At 72.8% G+C, this 14,891-nt stretch carries 14 protein-coding genes and 1 tRNA gene; 4 read left to right on the top strand and 11 right to left on the bottom strand.

What is annotated here, in order from left to right:
- Positions 1-36: 36 nt before the first annotated feature.
- Complete coding sequence (locus ABD223_RS00505) at positions 37-1,224, bottom strand: DivIVA domain-containing protein (protein WP_344033766.1); 1,188 nt, start codon at positions 1,222-1,224, stop codon at positions 37-39.
- Between the two features lie 109 nt (positions 1,225-1,333).
- Between ABD223_RS00505 and ABD223_RS00500 the strand changes: the two genes are divergently transcribed.
- A complete protein-coding gene (locus tag ABD223_RS00500) occupies positions 1,334-2,983 on the top strand; it encodes a fatty acyl-AMP ligase (RefSeq protein ID WP_344033765.1) in 1,650 nt (549 codons plus the stop codon).
- A 113-nt stretch (positions 2,984-3,096) separates the two neighbouring features.
- Positions 3,097-3,243 carry a hypothetical protein gene (locus ABD223_RS00495; protein ID WP_344033764.1) on the top strand — a complete coding sequence of 49 codons (147 nt, stop codon included), beginning with the start codon at positions 3,097-3,099 and terminating at the stop codon, positions 3,241-3,243.
- 54 nt (positions 3,244-3,297) lie between these two features.
- On the opposite strand, the gene pth is transcribed toward ABD223_RS00495, so the two are convergent.
- The 8 genes from pth to ABD223_RS00455 form a co-directional block, all read right to left on the bottom strand.
- Positions 3,298-3,867 (bottom strand): aminoacyl-tRNA hydrolase, encoded by a 570-nt coding sequence (gene pth, locus ABD223_RS00490; protein WP_344033763.1) that lies wholly within the window; start codon positions 3,865-3,867, stop codon positions 3,298-3,300.
- Positions 3,857-4,369, bottom strand: coding sequence for a DivIVA domain-containing protein (locus tag ABD223_RS00485; protein WP_344033762.1), 513 nt, complete (start codon positions 4,367-4,369; stop codon positions 3,857-3,859). The genes pth and ABD223_RS00485 overlap by 11 nt, the downstream gene beginning before the upstream one ends.
- A 58-nt stretch (positions 4,370-4,427) precedes the next feature.
- A complete protein-coding gene (locus ABD223_RS00480) occupies positions 4,428-5,036 on the bottom strand; it encodes a 50S ribosomal protein L25/general stress protein Ctc (RefSeq protein ID WP_344033761.1) in 609 nt (202 codons plus the stop codon).
- 538 nt (positions 5,037-5,574) lie between these two features.
- Positions 5,575-6,546, bottom strand: coding sequence for a ribose-phosphate diphosphokinase (locus ABD223_RS00475; RefSeq protein ID WP_344034700.1), 972 nt, complete (start codon positions 6,544-6,546; stop codon positions 5,575-5,577).
- Positions 6,547-6,559: 13 nt separating this feature from the next.
- Entirely contained in the window at positions 6,560-8,038 is a 1,479-nt protein-coding gene (gene glmU / locus ABD223_RS00470) for a bifunctional UDP-N-acetylglucosamine diphosphorylase/glucosamine-1-phosphate N-acetyltransferase GlmU (RefSeq protein ID WP_344033760.1), read from the bottom strand.
- A gap of 65 nt (positions 8,039-8,103) precedes the next feature.
- Complete coding sequence (locus ABD223_RS00465; protein ID WP_344033759.1) at positions 8,104-9,750, bottom strand: GGDEF domain-containing protein; 1,647 nt, start codon at positions 9,748-9,750, stop codon at positions 8,104-8,106.
- Positions 9,751-9,844: 94 nt separating this feature from the next.
- A tRNA-Gln gene (locus ABD223_RS00460) sits at positions 9,845-9,915 on the bottom strand.
- 233 nt (positions 9,916-10,148) lie between these two features.
- Positions 10,149-11,228, bottom strand: a complete 1,080-nt coding sequence (locus tag ABD223_RS00455; protein WP_344033758.1) for an alpha/beta hydrolase family protein — start codon at positions 11,226-11,228, stop codon at positions 10,149-10,151.
- A 215-nt stretch (positions 11,229-11,443) separates the two neighbouring features.
- Here ABD223_RS00455 and ABD223_RS00450 point away from each other — a divergent pair, with 215 nt between their 5' ends.
- Together ABD223_RS00450 and ABD223_RS00445 are read left to right on the top strand one after the other, a co-directional pair.
- The gene (locus ABD223_RS00450; RefSeq protein ID WP_344033757.1) at positions 11,444-12,397 is read left to right on the top strand and encodes an acyl-CoA desaturase; all 954 of its coding nucleotides are present in this window, start codon (positions 11,444-11,446) and stop codon (positions 12,395-12,397) included.
- Positions 12,398-12,502: 105 nt separating this feature from the next.
- Entirely contained in the window at positions 12,503-13,105 is a 603-nt protein-coding gene (locus ABD223_RS00445) for a TetR family transcriptional regulator (protein ID WP_344033756.1), read from the top strand.
- Positions 13,106-13,142: 37 nt separating this feature from the next.
- Here ABD223_RS00445 and ABD223_RS00440 read toward each other — a convergent pair whose 3' ends face one another.
- Positions 13,143-14,258 (bottom strand): PQQ-dependent sugar dehydrogenase, encoded by a 1,116-nt coding sequence (locus ABD223_RS00440; RefSeq protein ID WP_344033755.1) that lies wholly within the window; start codon positions 14,256-14,258, stop codon positions 13,143-13,145.
- Between the two features lie 47 nt (positions 14,259-14,305).
- Complete coding sequence (locus tag ABD223_RS00435) at positions 14,306-14,881, bottom strand: DUF4291 domain-containing protein (protein ID WP_344033754.1); 576 nt, start codon at positions 14,879-14,881, stop codon at positions 14,306-14,308.
- Positions 14,882-14,891: the final 10 nt, after the last annotated feature.

The raw sequence follows: 14,891 nt of genomic DNA, 5'->3' as shown, positions 1-14,891 counted from the left end.
GCGCGCCCCCCGGGAGGCGCGCGGGACCGCCGGCCGTCAGCGGCCCCGCCGCCGCAGCTCCGCCACCAGCAACGGCACCAGCTCGTCGACGAACGCGCAGTCGTAGCCCTGGCCGGTCACCAGGGACTGGGCGAACCTGGTCTTGGCCACCTCCGCCGACGACGCGCCGATCATGCCGTCCAGCGCGATGCCGACCTCCTCCATCAGCCGGTCCACCTGGGACGTCCGGTAGCCGCGCGCCGAGGGGCCCGCCAGGGGGATCTTGAGCTGCCGCAACTGCTTCCACGACGTGATCGGCGGCAGCGCGGCCGGTCGCGGCGGGCCCTCGTCGAGCTGCTTCTCCACCCGCGCGAGGAACGCGTCGACCTCGTTCTCGTCGTACCCGCGCCGCCCGAACACGGGTCGGCTGAAGCGGGCCTCGCGGACCTCGCGCGCGGTCAGGGAGTCCTGGCCCAGCAGGGTGTTCTCGACGCGGTCCAGGAACTTGTCCACCTGGGACTCCAGGTAGCCGCGACGCCCGCGCGGCGGCTTGCCGAACGACACCGTGCGCACGTCGCGCGCCGTCAGCGGCCGGGCGCCGGGCCCCGGTCGCGGCCGGACCGGCGGCGGGGGCGGGGTGCGCTCCAGCGTCACCACGACCAGGTCGAGGAACGTGTCGACGTCGTCCTCGTCGTACCCGGCCATGCCCGGCGGGGCGTAGCCGAACTCCTTCTCCTGGACCTCCGGCGCGGTCAGGTCGTCCCGGCCCGCCAGCGTCTCCTCGATCCGGTCCAGGAACGCGTCGATCTCGCCCTCGTGGTACCCGCGGTTGCCGGGCCTGGGCTTGTGGAACCGCACACCGCGCACGTCCTGGGGCGTCAGCCGCGGCGCGGGGCGCATCCCGGTCGAGGTGGCGTGCGCGCCGATGGCGGGCGCGGCGGCCTGGCGGCGCTGCGGCGTCGAGCCGAGGGTGTCCGCGACGAGGTCCATGAACGCGTCCACCTCGGCGGCGTGGTAACCGGGCCGCGAGGGCCTGAACCGGACCCTCCGCACGTCCTGCTCGGTCACGTCGTCCCGGCCGAGCAGGGTGTCCTCGATCCGGTCGAGGAAGCCGTCCACCTGGACCTCGTCGTACCCCGGTTGGCCGGGGGGCGGGCGGTGGAAGGCGACCTGCCGCAGGTCCCGCGCGCTCAACAGCGGCGCCGGGTGTGCGGGCGTGTGCCGGCGCGCGTCGAACCCGGTCACCCGGTTACCTCCTTCGAGTGGTGTACCGGGGAGTATCGCGGGCTGATGGGGCCGGCGTTTCGCCCTATCGGCTCAATGCGCCCACCGGGACCGCTTTACCCTGACGCCCATGAGCCGGTTCGTGGACACGATGGTGGCAACCGCCGCGGGCGCCTTGGGGCGGGACAAGGGCATGACCACGGGGGAGCCGGGACCACCGGTTCGCCGCACGTGGCTGGAGGTGCACGAACGGGCGACCCGCGCGGCGGGCGCGCTGGTGGCGGACGGCGTGGGGCGGGGCGAGGCGATCGCCGTCCTCGCGGGCGACCCGGCGGCCATCGCCCCCGCCGTGCAGGCGGTGTGGCTCGCGGGCGGCAGCACGACCATGCTGCACCAGCCCACCGCCCGCACCGACCTGGCGGAGTGGGCCGAGGACACCCTGCGCGTGCTGGGCATGATCGGCGCGAAGCTGGTGCTGCTCGGCTCGCCGTTCGACGCGCTGGCGGGCGTGCTGGACCAGCACGGCGTCGCCTACCGCAGGATCGAGGAGCTGGACGGCGACCCGCTGCCCGCGCCGGTCGAGGTCGACGAGGACTCGCCCGCCCTGCTCCAGCTCACCAGCGGCTCCACCGCCGACCCCAAGGCCGTCCGGATCACCCACGGCAACCTGTGGTCCAACGCCGCGGCCATGCGCACGGCCGCCGAGCTGGACCCCGAGCACGACGTGATGGTGTCCTGGCTCCCGCTGTTCCACGACATGGGGATGGTCGGCTTCCTGACCGTGCCCATGCTGCTCGGCATCGAGCTGGTCAAGGTCACCCCGGTCGACTTCCTCGGCCGCCCCACCCTGTGGCCGGACCTGATCAGCCGGTACGGCGGCACCATCACCGCCGCCCCGAACTTCGCCTACGCCATCGCCGCCCGCCGGATGCGGGGCGTCGACGACGGCTCCTACGACCTGTCCAGGCTGCGCATCGCGCTCAACGGCGCCGAGCCCATCGACCCGGCCGCGGTCCAGGTGTTCAACGACGAGGGCGCGCGGTTCGGCCTGCGCCCCGAGTCCGTCCTGTGCGCCTACGGCATGGCCGAGACCACGCTGGGCGTGGCGTTCGCGCCCGTGTTCACCGGCATGGCGGTGGACGTCGTCGACCCCGAGGAGCTGGAGGCGGGCAAGCGCGCCGTGCCGGTCGCGGCCGACCACCCCAACGCGCGGGCGTTCCCGCTGCTCGGGCCGCCGCTGCCGGGCCTGGAGGTGCGGGTCGTCGACGAGGCGGGCGAGGTGCTCGGCGAACGGCGCGTCGGCGGGCTGCGGGTGCGCGGCGAGGCGGTGACACCCGGCTACCTCACCGTGGACGGCCCGCGGAGCACCCGGGACGCCGAGGGCTGGCTCGACACCGGCGACGAGGGCTACCTGGTCGACGGCCAGGTGGTGGTCTGCGGGCGCCGCAAGGACGTGATCATCATGGGCGGCCGCAACATCTACCCCACCGACATCGAGCGCGCCGCCACCTCCGTCGAGGGCGTGCGCGCGGGCAACGCGATCGCGGTGCGGCTGGACGCGGGCACCCGGCGGGAGCGGTTCGCGGTGGTGGTCGAGTCGAAGCTCGTGGGCGACGACGAGGCGGTGCGCGCGCTGACCAAGGAGATCGGCTCGCGGGTCGTGGACGCGGTCGGGCTGCGGCCGTACTCGGTGGTCGTGCTCAAGCCCGGCAGCCTGCCGAAGACCCCCTCGGGCAAGCTGCGCCGCTCGGCCGCCGCGGTGCTGGTGCCCACCGGGTGACCGCGGCTCGCCGCGCGCCCGTGGCGGCGTGGTGACCGGGGTCCTGCGGGTCGTGCCGGCCCGCAGGACCCGCCCGCCCGGGGCGCCATCCTGCCCGCGGGCAGGATGGCGGGGTGACGTCGATCGAGATCCGCGCCGCCCGGCCCGAGGACCTCGAACGGGTGACCGTGCACTCCGGCGAACGGGCCGTGGCGGCGTACGCGCGCGGCGGGTTCGAGGTGTCGCCGCACCTGCTCCAGGTGGACCTGGGCCGGCGCTGACGGACCCCGCTTTCAGTGCACCTTGTTCAGTGCACCTTGTTCAGTGCACCTTGTTCAGTGCACCTTGTTCTGGGCGCCTTCCAGCCCCAGCTCCAACAGCGCCTCGACGGCATCGGCCGTGCGGTCCAGCTCGAACGCCAGCTCCTTGCGCTCCACCACCGAGAAGTCGCGCAGCACGTAGTCGGCCGGGTCCATCCGGCCCGGCGGCCGGTCGATGCCGAAGCGCACCCGGTGGTAGTCCTTGGTGCCCAGCGACTTCGTGATCGACCGCAGGCCGTTGTGCCCGTTCTCGCCGCCGCCGAGCTTGAGCCGCACCGTGCCGAACGGCAGGTCCAGCTCGTCGTGCACGACGACGACCGACGCGGGCGGCACCTTGTAGAAGTTCGCGGTGCCCGCCACGGGCCCGCCGGAGGTGTTCATGTAGCCGCGCGGCTTGGCCAGCACGACCCGGCGACCGGCCAGCCGGCCCTCCAGCACCTCCGCGCCGCCCTTGTGCGCCTTGAACCGGCCACCGACGCGGTCGGCGAGCACGTCGAGCACCAGGAAGCCGACGTTGTGCCGGTTGCCCTCGTACTTGGGGCCCGGGTTGCCCAACCCCACGACCAGGTGCACGTCATCGGCCACGGAACCGCAACTCCTGCTCAAGCTCGTCCAACAGGGCGTCCACCGCGTCCAGCCGGTACCCGCGCCGGAGCCCGGACGTGGTGCTGAACCTGGTGTGGTGGACCTCGGTCGAGGTCATCCGGCCCTGGCCGTCCAGCGTCGCGGCGGCCCGGCCGAGGAACGCGTCGACCTCGCCGCGATCGTAGCCGTTCGACGACCTCGGCAGCTTCACCGCCAGCAGCGCGGCGCCGGTCTGGAGGCTGGTCGGCGGCACGTGGCCGCTGCGGAGCTGGTGCTCCAGGGCGGCCAGGAAGGCGTCGACGGCGCGCTGGTCGTACCCGCCGTGCACCTCGGTGAACACGATCGCGCGCACCTGGTCGGGGCGCACCGGGGTGCGGCCCGCCAGCGCGTCGGCGATGCGCAGCGCGAACGCGTCGACCTGCGCCGGGTCGTAGCCCTTGCCCCGGCTGCGCGGGAACTGCGTCGAGCGCACCTGCGCCGGGCTGAAGTACGGGAACGGCACGCCGCCCCAGCCGTGCGGCGGGGGAGGCGTGCCGTCCGAACTGCCCGACGTGATGGGCTCAGCCTTCTTCGGTGCCCTCGGGAGCCTCGACGGGCTCGCTGTCGCCGCCCTCCATCTGCTCCGCGGTGGGCGCGGCGCCGACGGCGAGGACCATGGCCTCGGGGTCGGTGACCAGGGTGACGCCCTGCGGCAGCGGCAGGTCGGAGGCGTGCACCTGGGTGCCGGCCTGGGCGCCGTCGATGGACAGCTCGACCTGCTCCGGGATGTTCAGGGCGTCGGCCTCGACCTGGAGGGTGGTCAGGTCCTGGGTGACCAGCGTGCCCGGGGAGGGCTCGCCGGTGACGACCACGGGCACCTCGACGGTGACCTTCTCGCCCCGCTGCACCAGCAGCAGGTCGACGTGCTCGATGTAGTTCTTGATGGGGTGAGTGGTGACGGTCTTGGTCAGCGCGAGCTCGCTGGCGTTGTCGATGTCCAGCGTGAGAACCGCGTTGTGACCGTGCTCCCGGACGACACGGGCGAACTCGAGCGCCGGCAGGGCCAGGTGCTTCGGGTCGGAACCGTGGCCGTAGAGCACCGCGGGGATCTTGCCGGCGCGGCGGGTGCGGCGGGCGGCGCCCTTGCCGAACTCGGTGCGCTGTTCTGCGGCGAGACGGACCTCGGACACGGTGGGACTCTCCTAACGGTCTGGCCTTGTACGTCGGGCGGGCGAAGCGGAGCTTGTCGGCCTGCGACGGCGGGCGGCGCGGATGGTGGACACGCGCGGCATCACAACCGCCGCGTCGATCACGCCGAGCGTGGAGCTCGCCCTCGCCGAGGCAACCCGACCAGTGTAGGCAGACGCGGCGGACAAGGCCTAATCGGGGGTTGGTTCCCCCGCCCGATACCGGCGAAACACCCACCCGGGGAGGCGTCCGAAAGCAGGACCCGGGGGTCCCGAACGCAGAACTCGGGGTACCTGAACGTTCGACACGGTGGCCCTGAACGTTCGACTCGCGTGGTCCGGACGTACGACTCGCGATGCCTGGACGTACGACTCGCGCGTTCTGGACGTACGACTCGCGGTGCCGGAGTGGAGGGCATGAGATGCCGGAGTGGAGGACACGCGATGCCCGACCGGAGGACACGCCGGGGTGGGCGCGTGTCCTCCGGTCCGGTGTCGCGAGTCCTCCACCCGGACACCGCGAGTCGCGCGTTCGGGAGGGTCAGGCGTTGCCGTCGAACAGGGAGGTGACGGAGCCGTCCTCGAAGACCTCCTGGATCACCCGGGCCAGGAGGGGGGCGATCGGCAGGACGGTCATCGCGTCGAAGCGCTTCTCGGCCGCGATCGGGAGGGTGTCGGTGAAGACCACCTCGCGGGCGCCGCAGTCGCGCAGGCGCTCCACGGCCGGGCCGGACAGGACCGCGTGGGTGGCCGCGATGACCACGTCGGACGCGCCCTCGGCCAGCAGCTGCTCGACCGCCTTGGTGATGGTGCCGCCGGTGTCGATCATGTCGTCGATCACCACGCACAGGCGGTCCTTGACCTGGCCGACCACGCGGTTGGCCACGACCTCGTTCGGCCGCAGCGGGTCGCGGGTCTTGTGGATGAACGCGATGGGCGTGCCGCCCAGGGTGTCCGCCCACTTCTCGGCCAGCTTGGTGCGGCCCGCGTCCGGCGACACCACGGTCAGCTCGCGGCCCGCGTACTTGTCGCGGATGTGCTCCGCGAGCAGCGGCATGGCCCACAGGTGGTCCACCGGGCCGTCGAAGAAGCCCTGGATCTGCGCGGTGTGCAGGTCGACCGCGACGAGGCGGTCGGCGCCGGCGGTCTTGAACAGGTCGGCGACCAGGCGCGCGGAGATCGGCTCGCGGCCGCGGTGCTTCTTGTCCTGCCGCGCGTACGGGTAGTAGGGCATGATCACGGTGATCCGCTTGGCCGAGGCGCGCTTGAGCGCGTCCACCATGATCAGCTGCTCCATCAGCCACTGGTTGATGGGCGCGCAGTGCGACTGGATCACGAACGCGTCGCAGCCGCGCACGCTCTCCTCGAAGCGCACGAAGATCTCGCCGTTGGCGAAGTCGTACGCCGACTGGGGGGTGACGGACACGTTCAGGTGCTTGGCGACCTGCTCGGTCAGCTCGGGGTACGCCCGCCCCCCGAACAGCATCAGGTTCTTCTTCGGCGTCCCGGCCATCGTGGGGTTCACGTCAGCGCCCTTCATCGGTTGTGCCTTCATTGTCGGGCGACAGGGCGCGCTCCGCCGCCCGCGCGGCCGCCGTGCCCGGACGGCGGGAGACCACCCATCCGTCGAGGTTGCGCTGCGGACCGCCGGACACGCCCAGGGCGCCCGGCGGCACGTCGCGCCGCACGATGGTCCCGGCGCCGGTGTACGCGCCGTCCCCGACGGTGACCGGCGCGACGAACATGTTGTCCGAGCCGGTGCGGCAGTGGGAGCCGATCGTGGTCCGGTGCTTGTTCACGCCGTCGTAGTTCACCGTGACGCTCGCCGCGCCGATGTTGGAGTGCTCGCCGATGGTGGCGTCACCGATGTAGCTCAGGTGCGGCACCTTCGACCCGGTGCCGATGTCGGAGTTCTTGACCTCCACGAACGCGCCGATCTTGCCGTCCGCGCCCAGCCTGGTGCCCGGCCGCAGGTAGGCGAACGGGCCGACGGAGGCGCCCGCGCCGACCTCCGCGCCGCTGCCGTGCGTGCGCACCACGGACGCGCCCGCGCCGATCGAGCAGCCGCTCAGCGTGGTGTCCGGGCCGATCACCGCGCCCTCGCCGACCACCGTGCCCGCGCGCAGCTGCACGCCCGGCTCGACCAGCACGTCCCGGCCCAGCCGCACGTCGGCGTCCAGCCACGTGGTGGCCGGGTCGACCACGGTCGCGCCCGCCCGCATCGCCGCCTCGACCAGGCGCCGGTTCAGCTCCGCGCCCAGCTTGGCCAGCTGCACGCGGTCGTTCACGCCCTCCACCAGCCACGGGTCCGGGGTGACCAGCGCGCCCACGCGCCTGCCGTCCGACCGGGCGATGGTGAGCACGTCGGTCAGGTACAGCTCGCCCTGGGCGTTGTCGGTGGACAGGCGGGACAGCCCGTCGCGCAGCACGGCCGCGTCGAACGCGTACACGCCCGAGTTGACCTCGGCGATGGCGCGCTGCTCCTCGGTGGCGTCCTTCTGCTCGACGATGGACTCCACCTCGCCCGAGGCCGACCGCACGATCCGGCCGTACCCGGTCGGGTCGGCGACCTCGGAGGTCAGCACGGTCACCGCGTTGCCGCGCTCGCCGTGCTCGACCAGCAGCGCGCGCAGGGTGTCGGAGTCCAGCAGGGGGGCGTCGCCGTAGGTCACCACGACGGTGCCGCCCAGGTCGGAGGGCAGCTCGGCCAGGCCGCAGCCCACCGCGTGCCCGGTGCCCTTCTGCTCCTCCTGCACCGCGACGGTGACCTTGCGGTCCAGCGCGGTGGACAGCGAGTAGAGGTGCTCGGTGACCGCGGCGCGGCCGTGCCCGACCACGACGGCCAGGTGATCGGGGTCGGTCCCGGCGGCCGCGCGCACCGCGTGCTCCACGAGGGAGCGGCCCGCGATGCGGTGCAGGACCTTGGGGACGGCTGAGCGCATGCGGGTGCCTTCACCCGCCGCGAGGACGATGGTGCTGACCGGGGTGGGAACACCCTCAAGCATCAGCGCTCTCCCTAGCTAGACGTGCTTGGCGACGGGAGAGACCTGGCTCCCGCCAGGTGTTGATACTAGGCCTCGGGCGGGGGCTCGACGTCCACCGCGGCAACCTGGCAGCCACCTCTGCGCTTCGCCGCGTACATCGCGGAGTCGGCGCGGGCGAGGGCCGCGTGGGCCGCTTCGAGGGGGCGCACGGAGATCACGCCCACCGACAGCGTCACGCCCCTGGACAGGTCGGAAGGCAAGTCCGCGACCGCATCCACGGCGCGGGCGAGGGCCGCCTCGGCGGCGTGCAGGGGCGCGCCGGGCAGCAGCACGACGAACTCGTCGCCGCCGTACCTGGCCACCAGGTCGTCGCCGCGCAACGCCTGGCGGAGTGTGCTGGCAATCACGCGGAGGACGTTGTCGCCCTCGGCGTGCGAGTGCTTGTCGTTGACGACCTTGAACCCGTCCAGGTCCACCAGCGCGATGGCCATCGGGTGGGTCTGGGCGCTGATCAGCGCGCCGAGGCGGTCGTCGAGCGCGCGCCGGTTGGGCAGGCCGGTGAGCGGGTCCTGGAGTGCCTGCTGGGCGATCGCGCCGTGCGCCCGGGTGAGCCGCTCGTGGTCGCGGCGGGTGAGCAGGGTGGCCGTGCGGGCCTCCTGCATCAGCCACAGCTCGACCTCCAGCGCGTTGGCGTAGGTCTGGAGGGCGGAGATGGTGCGCTCGCCCTTGGGGCCGGACATGCGGGCGAACTCGCGGGTCAGGCACAGCATGAGGGTCGGTTCGGAGGTGTCGTGCTCCAGCCGGCCGCGGGCGTCGTGCAGGACCTGGAGCGCCTGCTGGGGCAGCTCCTCCATCTCCAGGCAGCGGGCCAGCGCGATGGAGACGATGATCAGCTCACGGGCGTACATGGCCAGCTCGCGCAGCGACCACAGCCGCGAGATGTGCCCCGCGCCCGGGTCGGCCAGCGCGTGGGCGGCGCCGATCACCGGCACCTGCTCGGCGGCCGAGCGGTCGCGCCTGCCGGGGTGCAGCGACTCGCGGAACGGCAGTTCGGCGGCGGTGGCGATGGCCGACGCGGTGGCGAACCGCTCGACGGCCTCGTCCAGGTTGTCGACCCGCTCCAGGCGCAGGCCCCAGCCGATGAGCAGGCGGGCCCGGTTGACCAGGTGCACGTAGATCAGGTGCGGGTTGGCGCTGTCCCGGATCGCGTTGTGGGCGCGGGCCAGCACCTCGTCCGCCATCTCGTAGACGCCCAGCTGGGTGAGCACGAGGCCGGTGGTCTGGAGCGCGGACGCGAGCAGCCGGTCCCACGTGCGCTTGTCCATCACCGGGTCGGGGTTGAGGTTCTCCTCCAGCATGGCCAGGCCGCCGGCGACCTCGGTGAGCGCCTTGTCCTCGAACCCGCCCAGCAGGTAGCGGCGGCCGCGCAGCGCGTGCGCCTCGGCCTCCAGCACCACCAGGCCGTGCCGCCGGCAGTGCGCCAGCATGTCGTCCAGCACGGAGTCCGACAGGTCGACCAGGCCGGGGGTCACTATCCGGACCACGGCCGCCGCGCGCAGGAGCTGGCCGACGATCCGCGGTTCACCGCGGCCCTGGGCCTCGGCGAGGATCTCGTCGACCTCGTGCGCCGCGTCGAGCTGGTCCGAGAGGTGGCTGCTCTGGGCCACGGCCACGAGCTCGCTCGCGCGGCCGACCAGCCACGCGTCGGACATCTCGTGGAGCGCCGGCGCCACGTTGCCCTGCTCGTCGACCGCTTCCTCGTGCAGCGACTCACACCCCCATGCAGACGCAGGGCGGCCGACACCGGACGCCCCGACCCGACCATCGCTCCGCCACCAGGATTCGAACCTGGACCATCGGAACCAAAATCCGAGGTGCTGCCTTTACACCATGGCGGAACGGCCGGGTTGCCCCCGACCGCGCGAAGACATGTTGTCACGAGTCCCCCTGGAAGGTCAGCACCACCACTCAAGTGGCGGCACGCCCTGGGTAACGCGATCATGACTAACCGTGTTTCCGCTGTTCAAGGCACTAAACAGGGGGCCTGTCCGAGAGTGCATATGCACTGGAGTCCAGGGGTGGCAGGTGTGAACACAACCCCTTCGGGTCTCCGGGTCAACACCTGATCGGGTCATCCGACGACCTCCTCGGCCAGGAACTCCGCCACCACGCGCTCGTAGGCGGCCGGGTCGGCGTTCCACGCCGCGGTGTGCTCGGCCCCCGGCACCTCGACGTAGCGCACCGGCCAGCCCAGGCCCGGCGCGGCGGTCGCCAGCTCCCGCGACGCCTCGACCGGCACGGTGCCGTCCGCGCCGCCGTGGAGCAGCAGGGTCGGCGGCCGGTGCGCGGGCGGGCTCCCGACCAGGTCGAAGCGGTCGAAGTCCAGGTCGGCCCGCCAGCCCGCGACCAGCTCCGCGACCGGCACGAACTGCTCCGGCACGCCCCGGTTGCGCGACTGGAGCTCCAGGGTCCTCGTCCAGCTCACCACCGGCGCGTCCAGGACCGCGGCGACCACCTCGTCCGCCTCGGCGGACCGGCCGAGGAACTGCCCGGCGATCGCGCCGCCCATGGACCACCCGTAGAGCACGACGTCGCGCGCGCCGTGCTCCAGCGCGTACCGCACCGCCGCCTCCACGTCGCGCCACTCGGTGTCGCCCAGGTGGTAGAGGCCGTCGGGGGAGCGCGGCGCGCCCTCGTCGTTGCGGTAGGTCACCGCCAGGACGGGCAGCCCCAGGTCGTGCAGGACGGGGGCGATCCGCAGGGCCTCCGCCCGCGAACCGCCGCGGCCGTGCACCGCCACGACCCAGGTGGACGACGTCGCGGGCACGAGCCACGCGGGCGCGTCGCCCAGCTCGGTCCGGATCCGCACCTCCTCGTAGGCCAGGCCGCGCGCGGTCCGCGGGTCCGTCGGCCACACCGCCGCGTCCAGCCGCGCCCGCGTGCCGTCGGGAGGGGCCGCGCCCCGCAGCTCGCGCACCACCGCGTCGCCGGACCGCCCGGTCACCGCGCCGACCTCCGCGCTGCCGCCCGGCCAAACGAGACCCCACGTGCCGGGCAGCGCTGTGACGCTGGACTCGCGCAACGTGACCGTTCCGGCGGTCGACGAAACGACTTCCTCGCGGTAGCCGGGTCGGGCGTTCGCGGGGTCGAGCAGCTCGCCGCTGTAGTACCGGCCGCCACCCAGTGCACCGGCGCTGACCAGCACGGACACTACCGCTACGATGATCGCGACGAGCCGCGTGAGGTGTCGCCTCCGGGCGTTCGGGGAACCCATCAGCGCATGATGCCCGCCGCCTGGTCGACACGCCCGGCTTCCTGAGAACACGCCGTGACTTTCCGCCCGCCTATGGCGGTATCGCGTCGCCCTACTTACGCTTGCGTAAGTTACGGTTCCGTAGGTAGCCCCGACACCACAGAGGTAGATGCATGACCAGCACCCTGGAGAGCCAAGCGCAGGACGGCTCCGATCGCGGGCCCAAGCCGCTGATCGGCGGACAGCGCGGCAACGTTGAGCAGTTCAGCGTGTACGTGTTCGTCATCGTGCCGTTCCTGGCGCTGCTCGCGGCCGTCCCGCTCGCCTGGGGTTGGGGCCTCGGCTGGGTGGACGTGGCGCTCTTCGTCGTCTTCTACTACATCGCCGGCATGGGTGTCACGGTCGGCTACCACCGCTACTTCACGCACGGCTCGTTCAAGGCCAGCCGCCCGCTGAAGATCGCGCTGGCGATCGCGGGCAGCATGGCGCTCCAGGGCCCGGTGATCGTCTGGGTCGCCGACCACCGCCGCCACCACGCGTTCTCCGACCGCGAGGGCGACCCGCACTCGCCGTGGCTGTTCGGCACCGGCCCGGTCGCGCTGGCCAAGGGCTTCTGGCACGCGCACATGGGCTGGCTGTTCGACCGCGACAAGACCAACGCGCAGCGCTTCGCGCCGGACCTGCTGGCGGACGAGGACCTGGTCCGCGTCGACAAGCTGTTCCCGCTGTGGACCACGATCAGCCTGCTCGCGCCCGCGCTGCTCGGCGGTCTGATCACGATGTCCTGGAGCGGCGCGCTGAGCGCGTTCTTCTGGGCGGGCCTGGTGCGGGTGGCGTTCCTGCACCACGTCACCTGGTCGGTCAACTCGATCTGCCACATGGTCGGCGACCGCCCGTTCGCGGCCCGCGACCGCTCCGCCAACGTGTGGGCGCTGGCGATCCTGAGCTTCGGCGAGTCGTGGCACAACCTGCACCACGCCGACCCGACCTGCGCCCGGCACGGCGTCAAGCGCGGCCAGCTCGACATCTCCGCGCGGGCCATCTGGCTGTTCGAGAAGTTCGGCTGGGCGACCAACGTGCGCTGGCCGACCGAGCAGCGCCTGGCCCGGATCAGCGCCAAGAAGTGACTCCCGGCACCCGCCCCTCGCGCCCGGCGCGGGGGGCGGGTGTTTAGTGTGGTCTGGGTGGCTGGGAGAAGGCGCGACGACGACGCACCGGTGCCTCGGGTGAGGATGACCGGCAAGGAGCGGCGGGAGCAGCTGCTCGACGTGGCGCGCGCCCTGTTCGCCGAGAAGGGCTACGAGGTCACCTCGATCGAGGAGATCGCCCACCGGGCGGGCGTGTCCAAGCCGGTGGTCTACGAGCACTTCGGCGGCAAGGAAGGCATCTACGCGGTCGTGGTCGACCGCGAGATGCAGTCGCTGATGGACCACATCGTCAACGCCCTGTCCAGGTCCGGCGGGCACCCCCGCGAGCTGCTGGAACAGGCCGCGTGCGCGCTGCTCGACTACATCGAGGGCTCGACGGACGGGTTCCGCATCCTGGTCCGCGACTCGCCGGTCGCCTCCTCCAGCGGCACGTTCTCGTCGCTGCTCAACGACATCGCCTCGCAGGTCGAGTCGATCCTGGGCCTGCACTTCTCCCAGCAGGGCTACGACCGCAAGCTCGCCCCGCTCTACAGCCAGGCCCTGGTCGGCATGGTGGCGCTGACCGGCCAGTGGTGGCTGGAGGTGCGCAGGCCGAAGAAGGACGAGGTGGCCGCGCACCTGGTCAACCTGGCCTGGAACGGCCTGTCGCACATGGACCCCAAGCCCCGGCTGCGCACCCGCCGCTAGCGGCGGGGCGACCGGTGGCCGGAGATCGGCCGGCCGGCTAGCGGTTGGTCACCTTGAGGACCTTGTCGTCCTCGCCGTTGGACGTGGTCACGTAGAGCGCGCCGTCCGGGCCCTGCTCCGCGCCGCGCAACCGGCCGTGCGAGCCCTCCAGCTCCGGCGGGATCGACACCGAGTGCACGCCACCCTCCTGGGTGATGGTGAACAGCAGCACCTTCTCGCCCTTGAGCGCGGTCACCGCGAGCACGCCCTCCAGGTCGCCCCACTGCTCGCCGCGCAGGAAGGCGGCGTCGGAGATCGCCTCGGTCGGCTGCCCGGACGACCACGCCGCGGGCACCGCGTCCGGGAACCGCTCCAGGTCGGTCATCGGCACGCCCTCGTCGTAGCCGCCGGTCGTGCCGCCGCGGGACGGGTCCCAGCCGTAGTTGCCGCCCGCCTGGAGCACGTTGACCTCGTCGTCGGTGCTCGGGCCGTGCTCGGCGGTGAAGACCATCCCGTCCTCCCGCACGGCCACGCCCTGGATGTTGCGGTGGCCGTAGGTGTAGACCCGGTCGCCGAACGGGTTGCCGGGCGCCCCCTCGCCGGTCTCCAGGTCGACCCGCAGCACCTTGCCGCCGAGGCTGCCCCGGTCCTGCGGGACCTCGCCGCGCGCGGTGTCGCCGGTGCCGATGAGCAGGTTGCCGTCGTCGTCCAACGCCATCCGGCAGCCCGAGTGCCGCCCGCTGGGGTTGCTCGGCAGGCCGGCCAGCAGCGGGTCCGCCACCCGGGTCGCCCTCGTGCCGTCCAGGACCCAGGTGACCAGCCGCACGTCCCGCTCGGTGTTGAAGCAGGTGGTGAACCTCTTCGAGGTGTCGAAGTCGGGGTGCACGACGAGGCTCATCAGCCCGCCCTCGCCGCGGGCGGCCACGTCGCCGAGGTCGGCCTCGACGTCGGTGACCCGCCCGCCCTCGACCAGGGCGATCCTGCCGGGGCGCTGGGGGACGAGCATCCGCCCGTCGGGCAGGAAGCCCACGTCCCAGGGGTGCGCCAGGCCGGACGCGACGACCTCGACCACGAGGCCCTCGGGCGCGGTGGTCGACGGGGCGCTGCCGCCCGTCTCCTGCGACGTGCACCCGGCCAACAGCGCGACAGCGGCAAACCCGACGACTCGGCGCATGTCGACCATGATGGCGGGTCGGCTGTGTGGTCGCCGTCTGCGAGGTCTCAGCCGGTGGTGACGCGGTCGGTGGTGGCGCGATCGGTGGTGGCGCGGTCGGTGGCCGGCCACGGGTAGGGCCGCTCGACGGGCAGCCGGGCGCGGGCCGCGTCCAGGTCGCCCGCCCGCACCAGGTCGCGGACCTCGTGGGCGAGCGGCGTCACGTCGGTGATGCCGACCACCCACTCCTCGACGTACCGCCGCGACGCCCCGCCCGCCAGGCCCAGCTGGAGCGAGCGGTGCGGCAGCGGGTTCAGGCGCAGGTCGCGCTCCGGGTCCCACTGCACGCGGACGTCCGGCTTGCCGCGGCCCACCTCGTGGCTCGGCACGGCGGCGCTCACCGCCCAGTCGAAACCCGTTCGGGTGATCCTGACCGCCAGCACCCGCTCCTGGTCCGGCTTCGCACCCCACCCGCAGCGGTGCATCATCCACAGGAACGAGGGCTTCACCCAGGTCATCCGCCCCGGCTTGAACGGCGGCACGAACCGGCCCGCGGCCAGCGCGGGTTCCGCGATCGCCGGTGAATACGCCTGGTAGACGGTGATGTGCCGATCGTCGTAGTCGGCTCTGATCTCGTGTTCCACGGCCCCAGCG

It is taken from the genome of Saccharothrix xinjiangensis, from assembly GCF_039527585.1.
GTDB classification, from domain to species: domain Bacteria; phylum Actinomycetota; class Actinomycetes; order Mycobacteriales; family Pseudonocardiaceae; genus Actinosynnema; species Actinosynnema xinjiangensis.
This window is presented reverse-complemented; position numbering and strand designations above follow the sequence as displayed.

Bases quoted from the DNA above. Each gene is read 5' to 3' on its own strand.
- ABD223_RS00500 (WP_344033765.1), top strand. From the start codon at position 1,334: ATGAGCCGGTTCGTGGACACGATGGTGGCAACCGCCGCGGGCGCCTTG.
- glmU (WP_344033760.1), bottom strand. From the start codon at position 8,038: ATGCTTGAGGGTGTTCCCACCCCGGTCAGCACCATCGTCCTCGCGGCG.
- ABD223_RS00440 (WP_344033755.1), bottom strand. From the start codon at position 14,258: ATGCGCCGAGTCGTCGGGTTTGCCGCTGTCGCGCTGTTGGCCGGGTGC.
- ABD223_RS00445 (WP_344033756.1), top strand. From the start codon at position 12,503: ATGACCGGCAAGGAGCGGCGGGAGCAGCTGCTCGACGTGGCGCGCGCC.
- ABD223_RS00450 (WP_344033757.1), top strand. From the start codon at position 11,444: ATGACCAGCACCCTGGAGAGCCAAGCGCAGGACGGCTCCGATCGCGGG.
- ABD223_RS00475 (WP_344034700.1), bottom strand. From the start codon at position 6,546: ATGGCCGGGACGCCGAAGAAGAACCTGATGCTGTTCGGGGGGCGGGCG.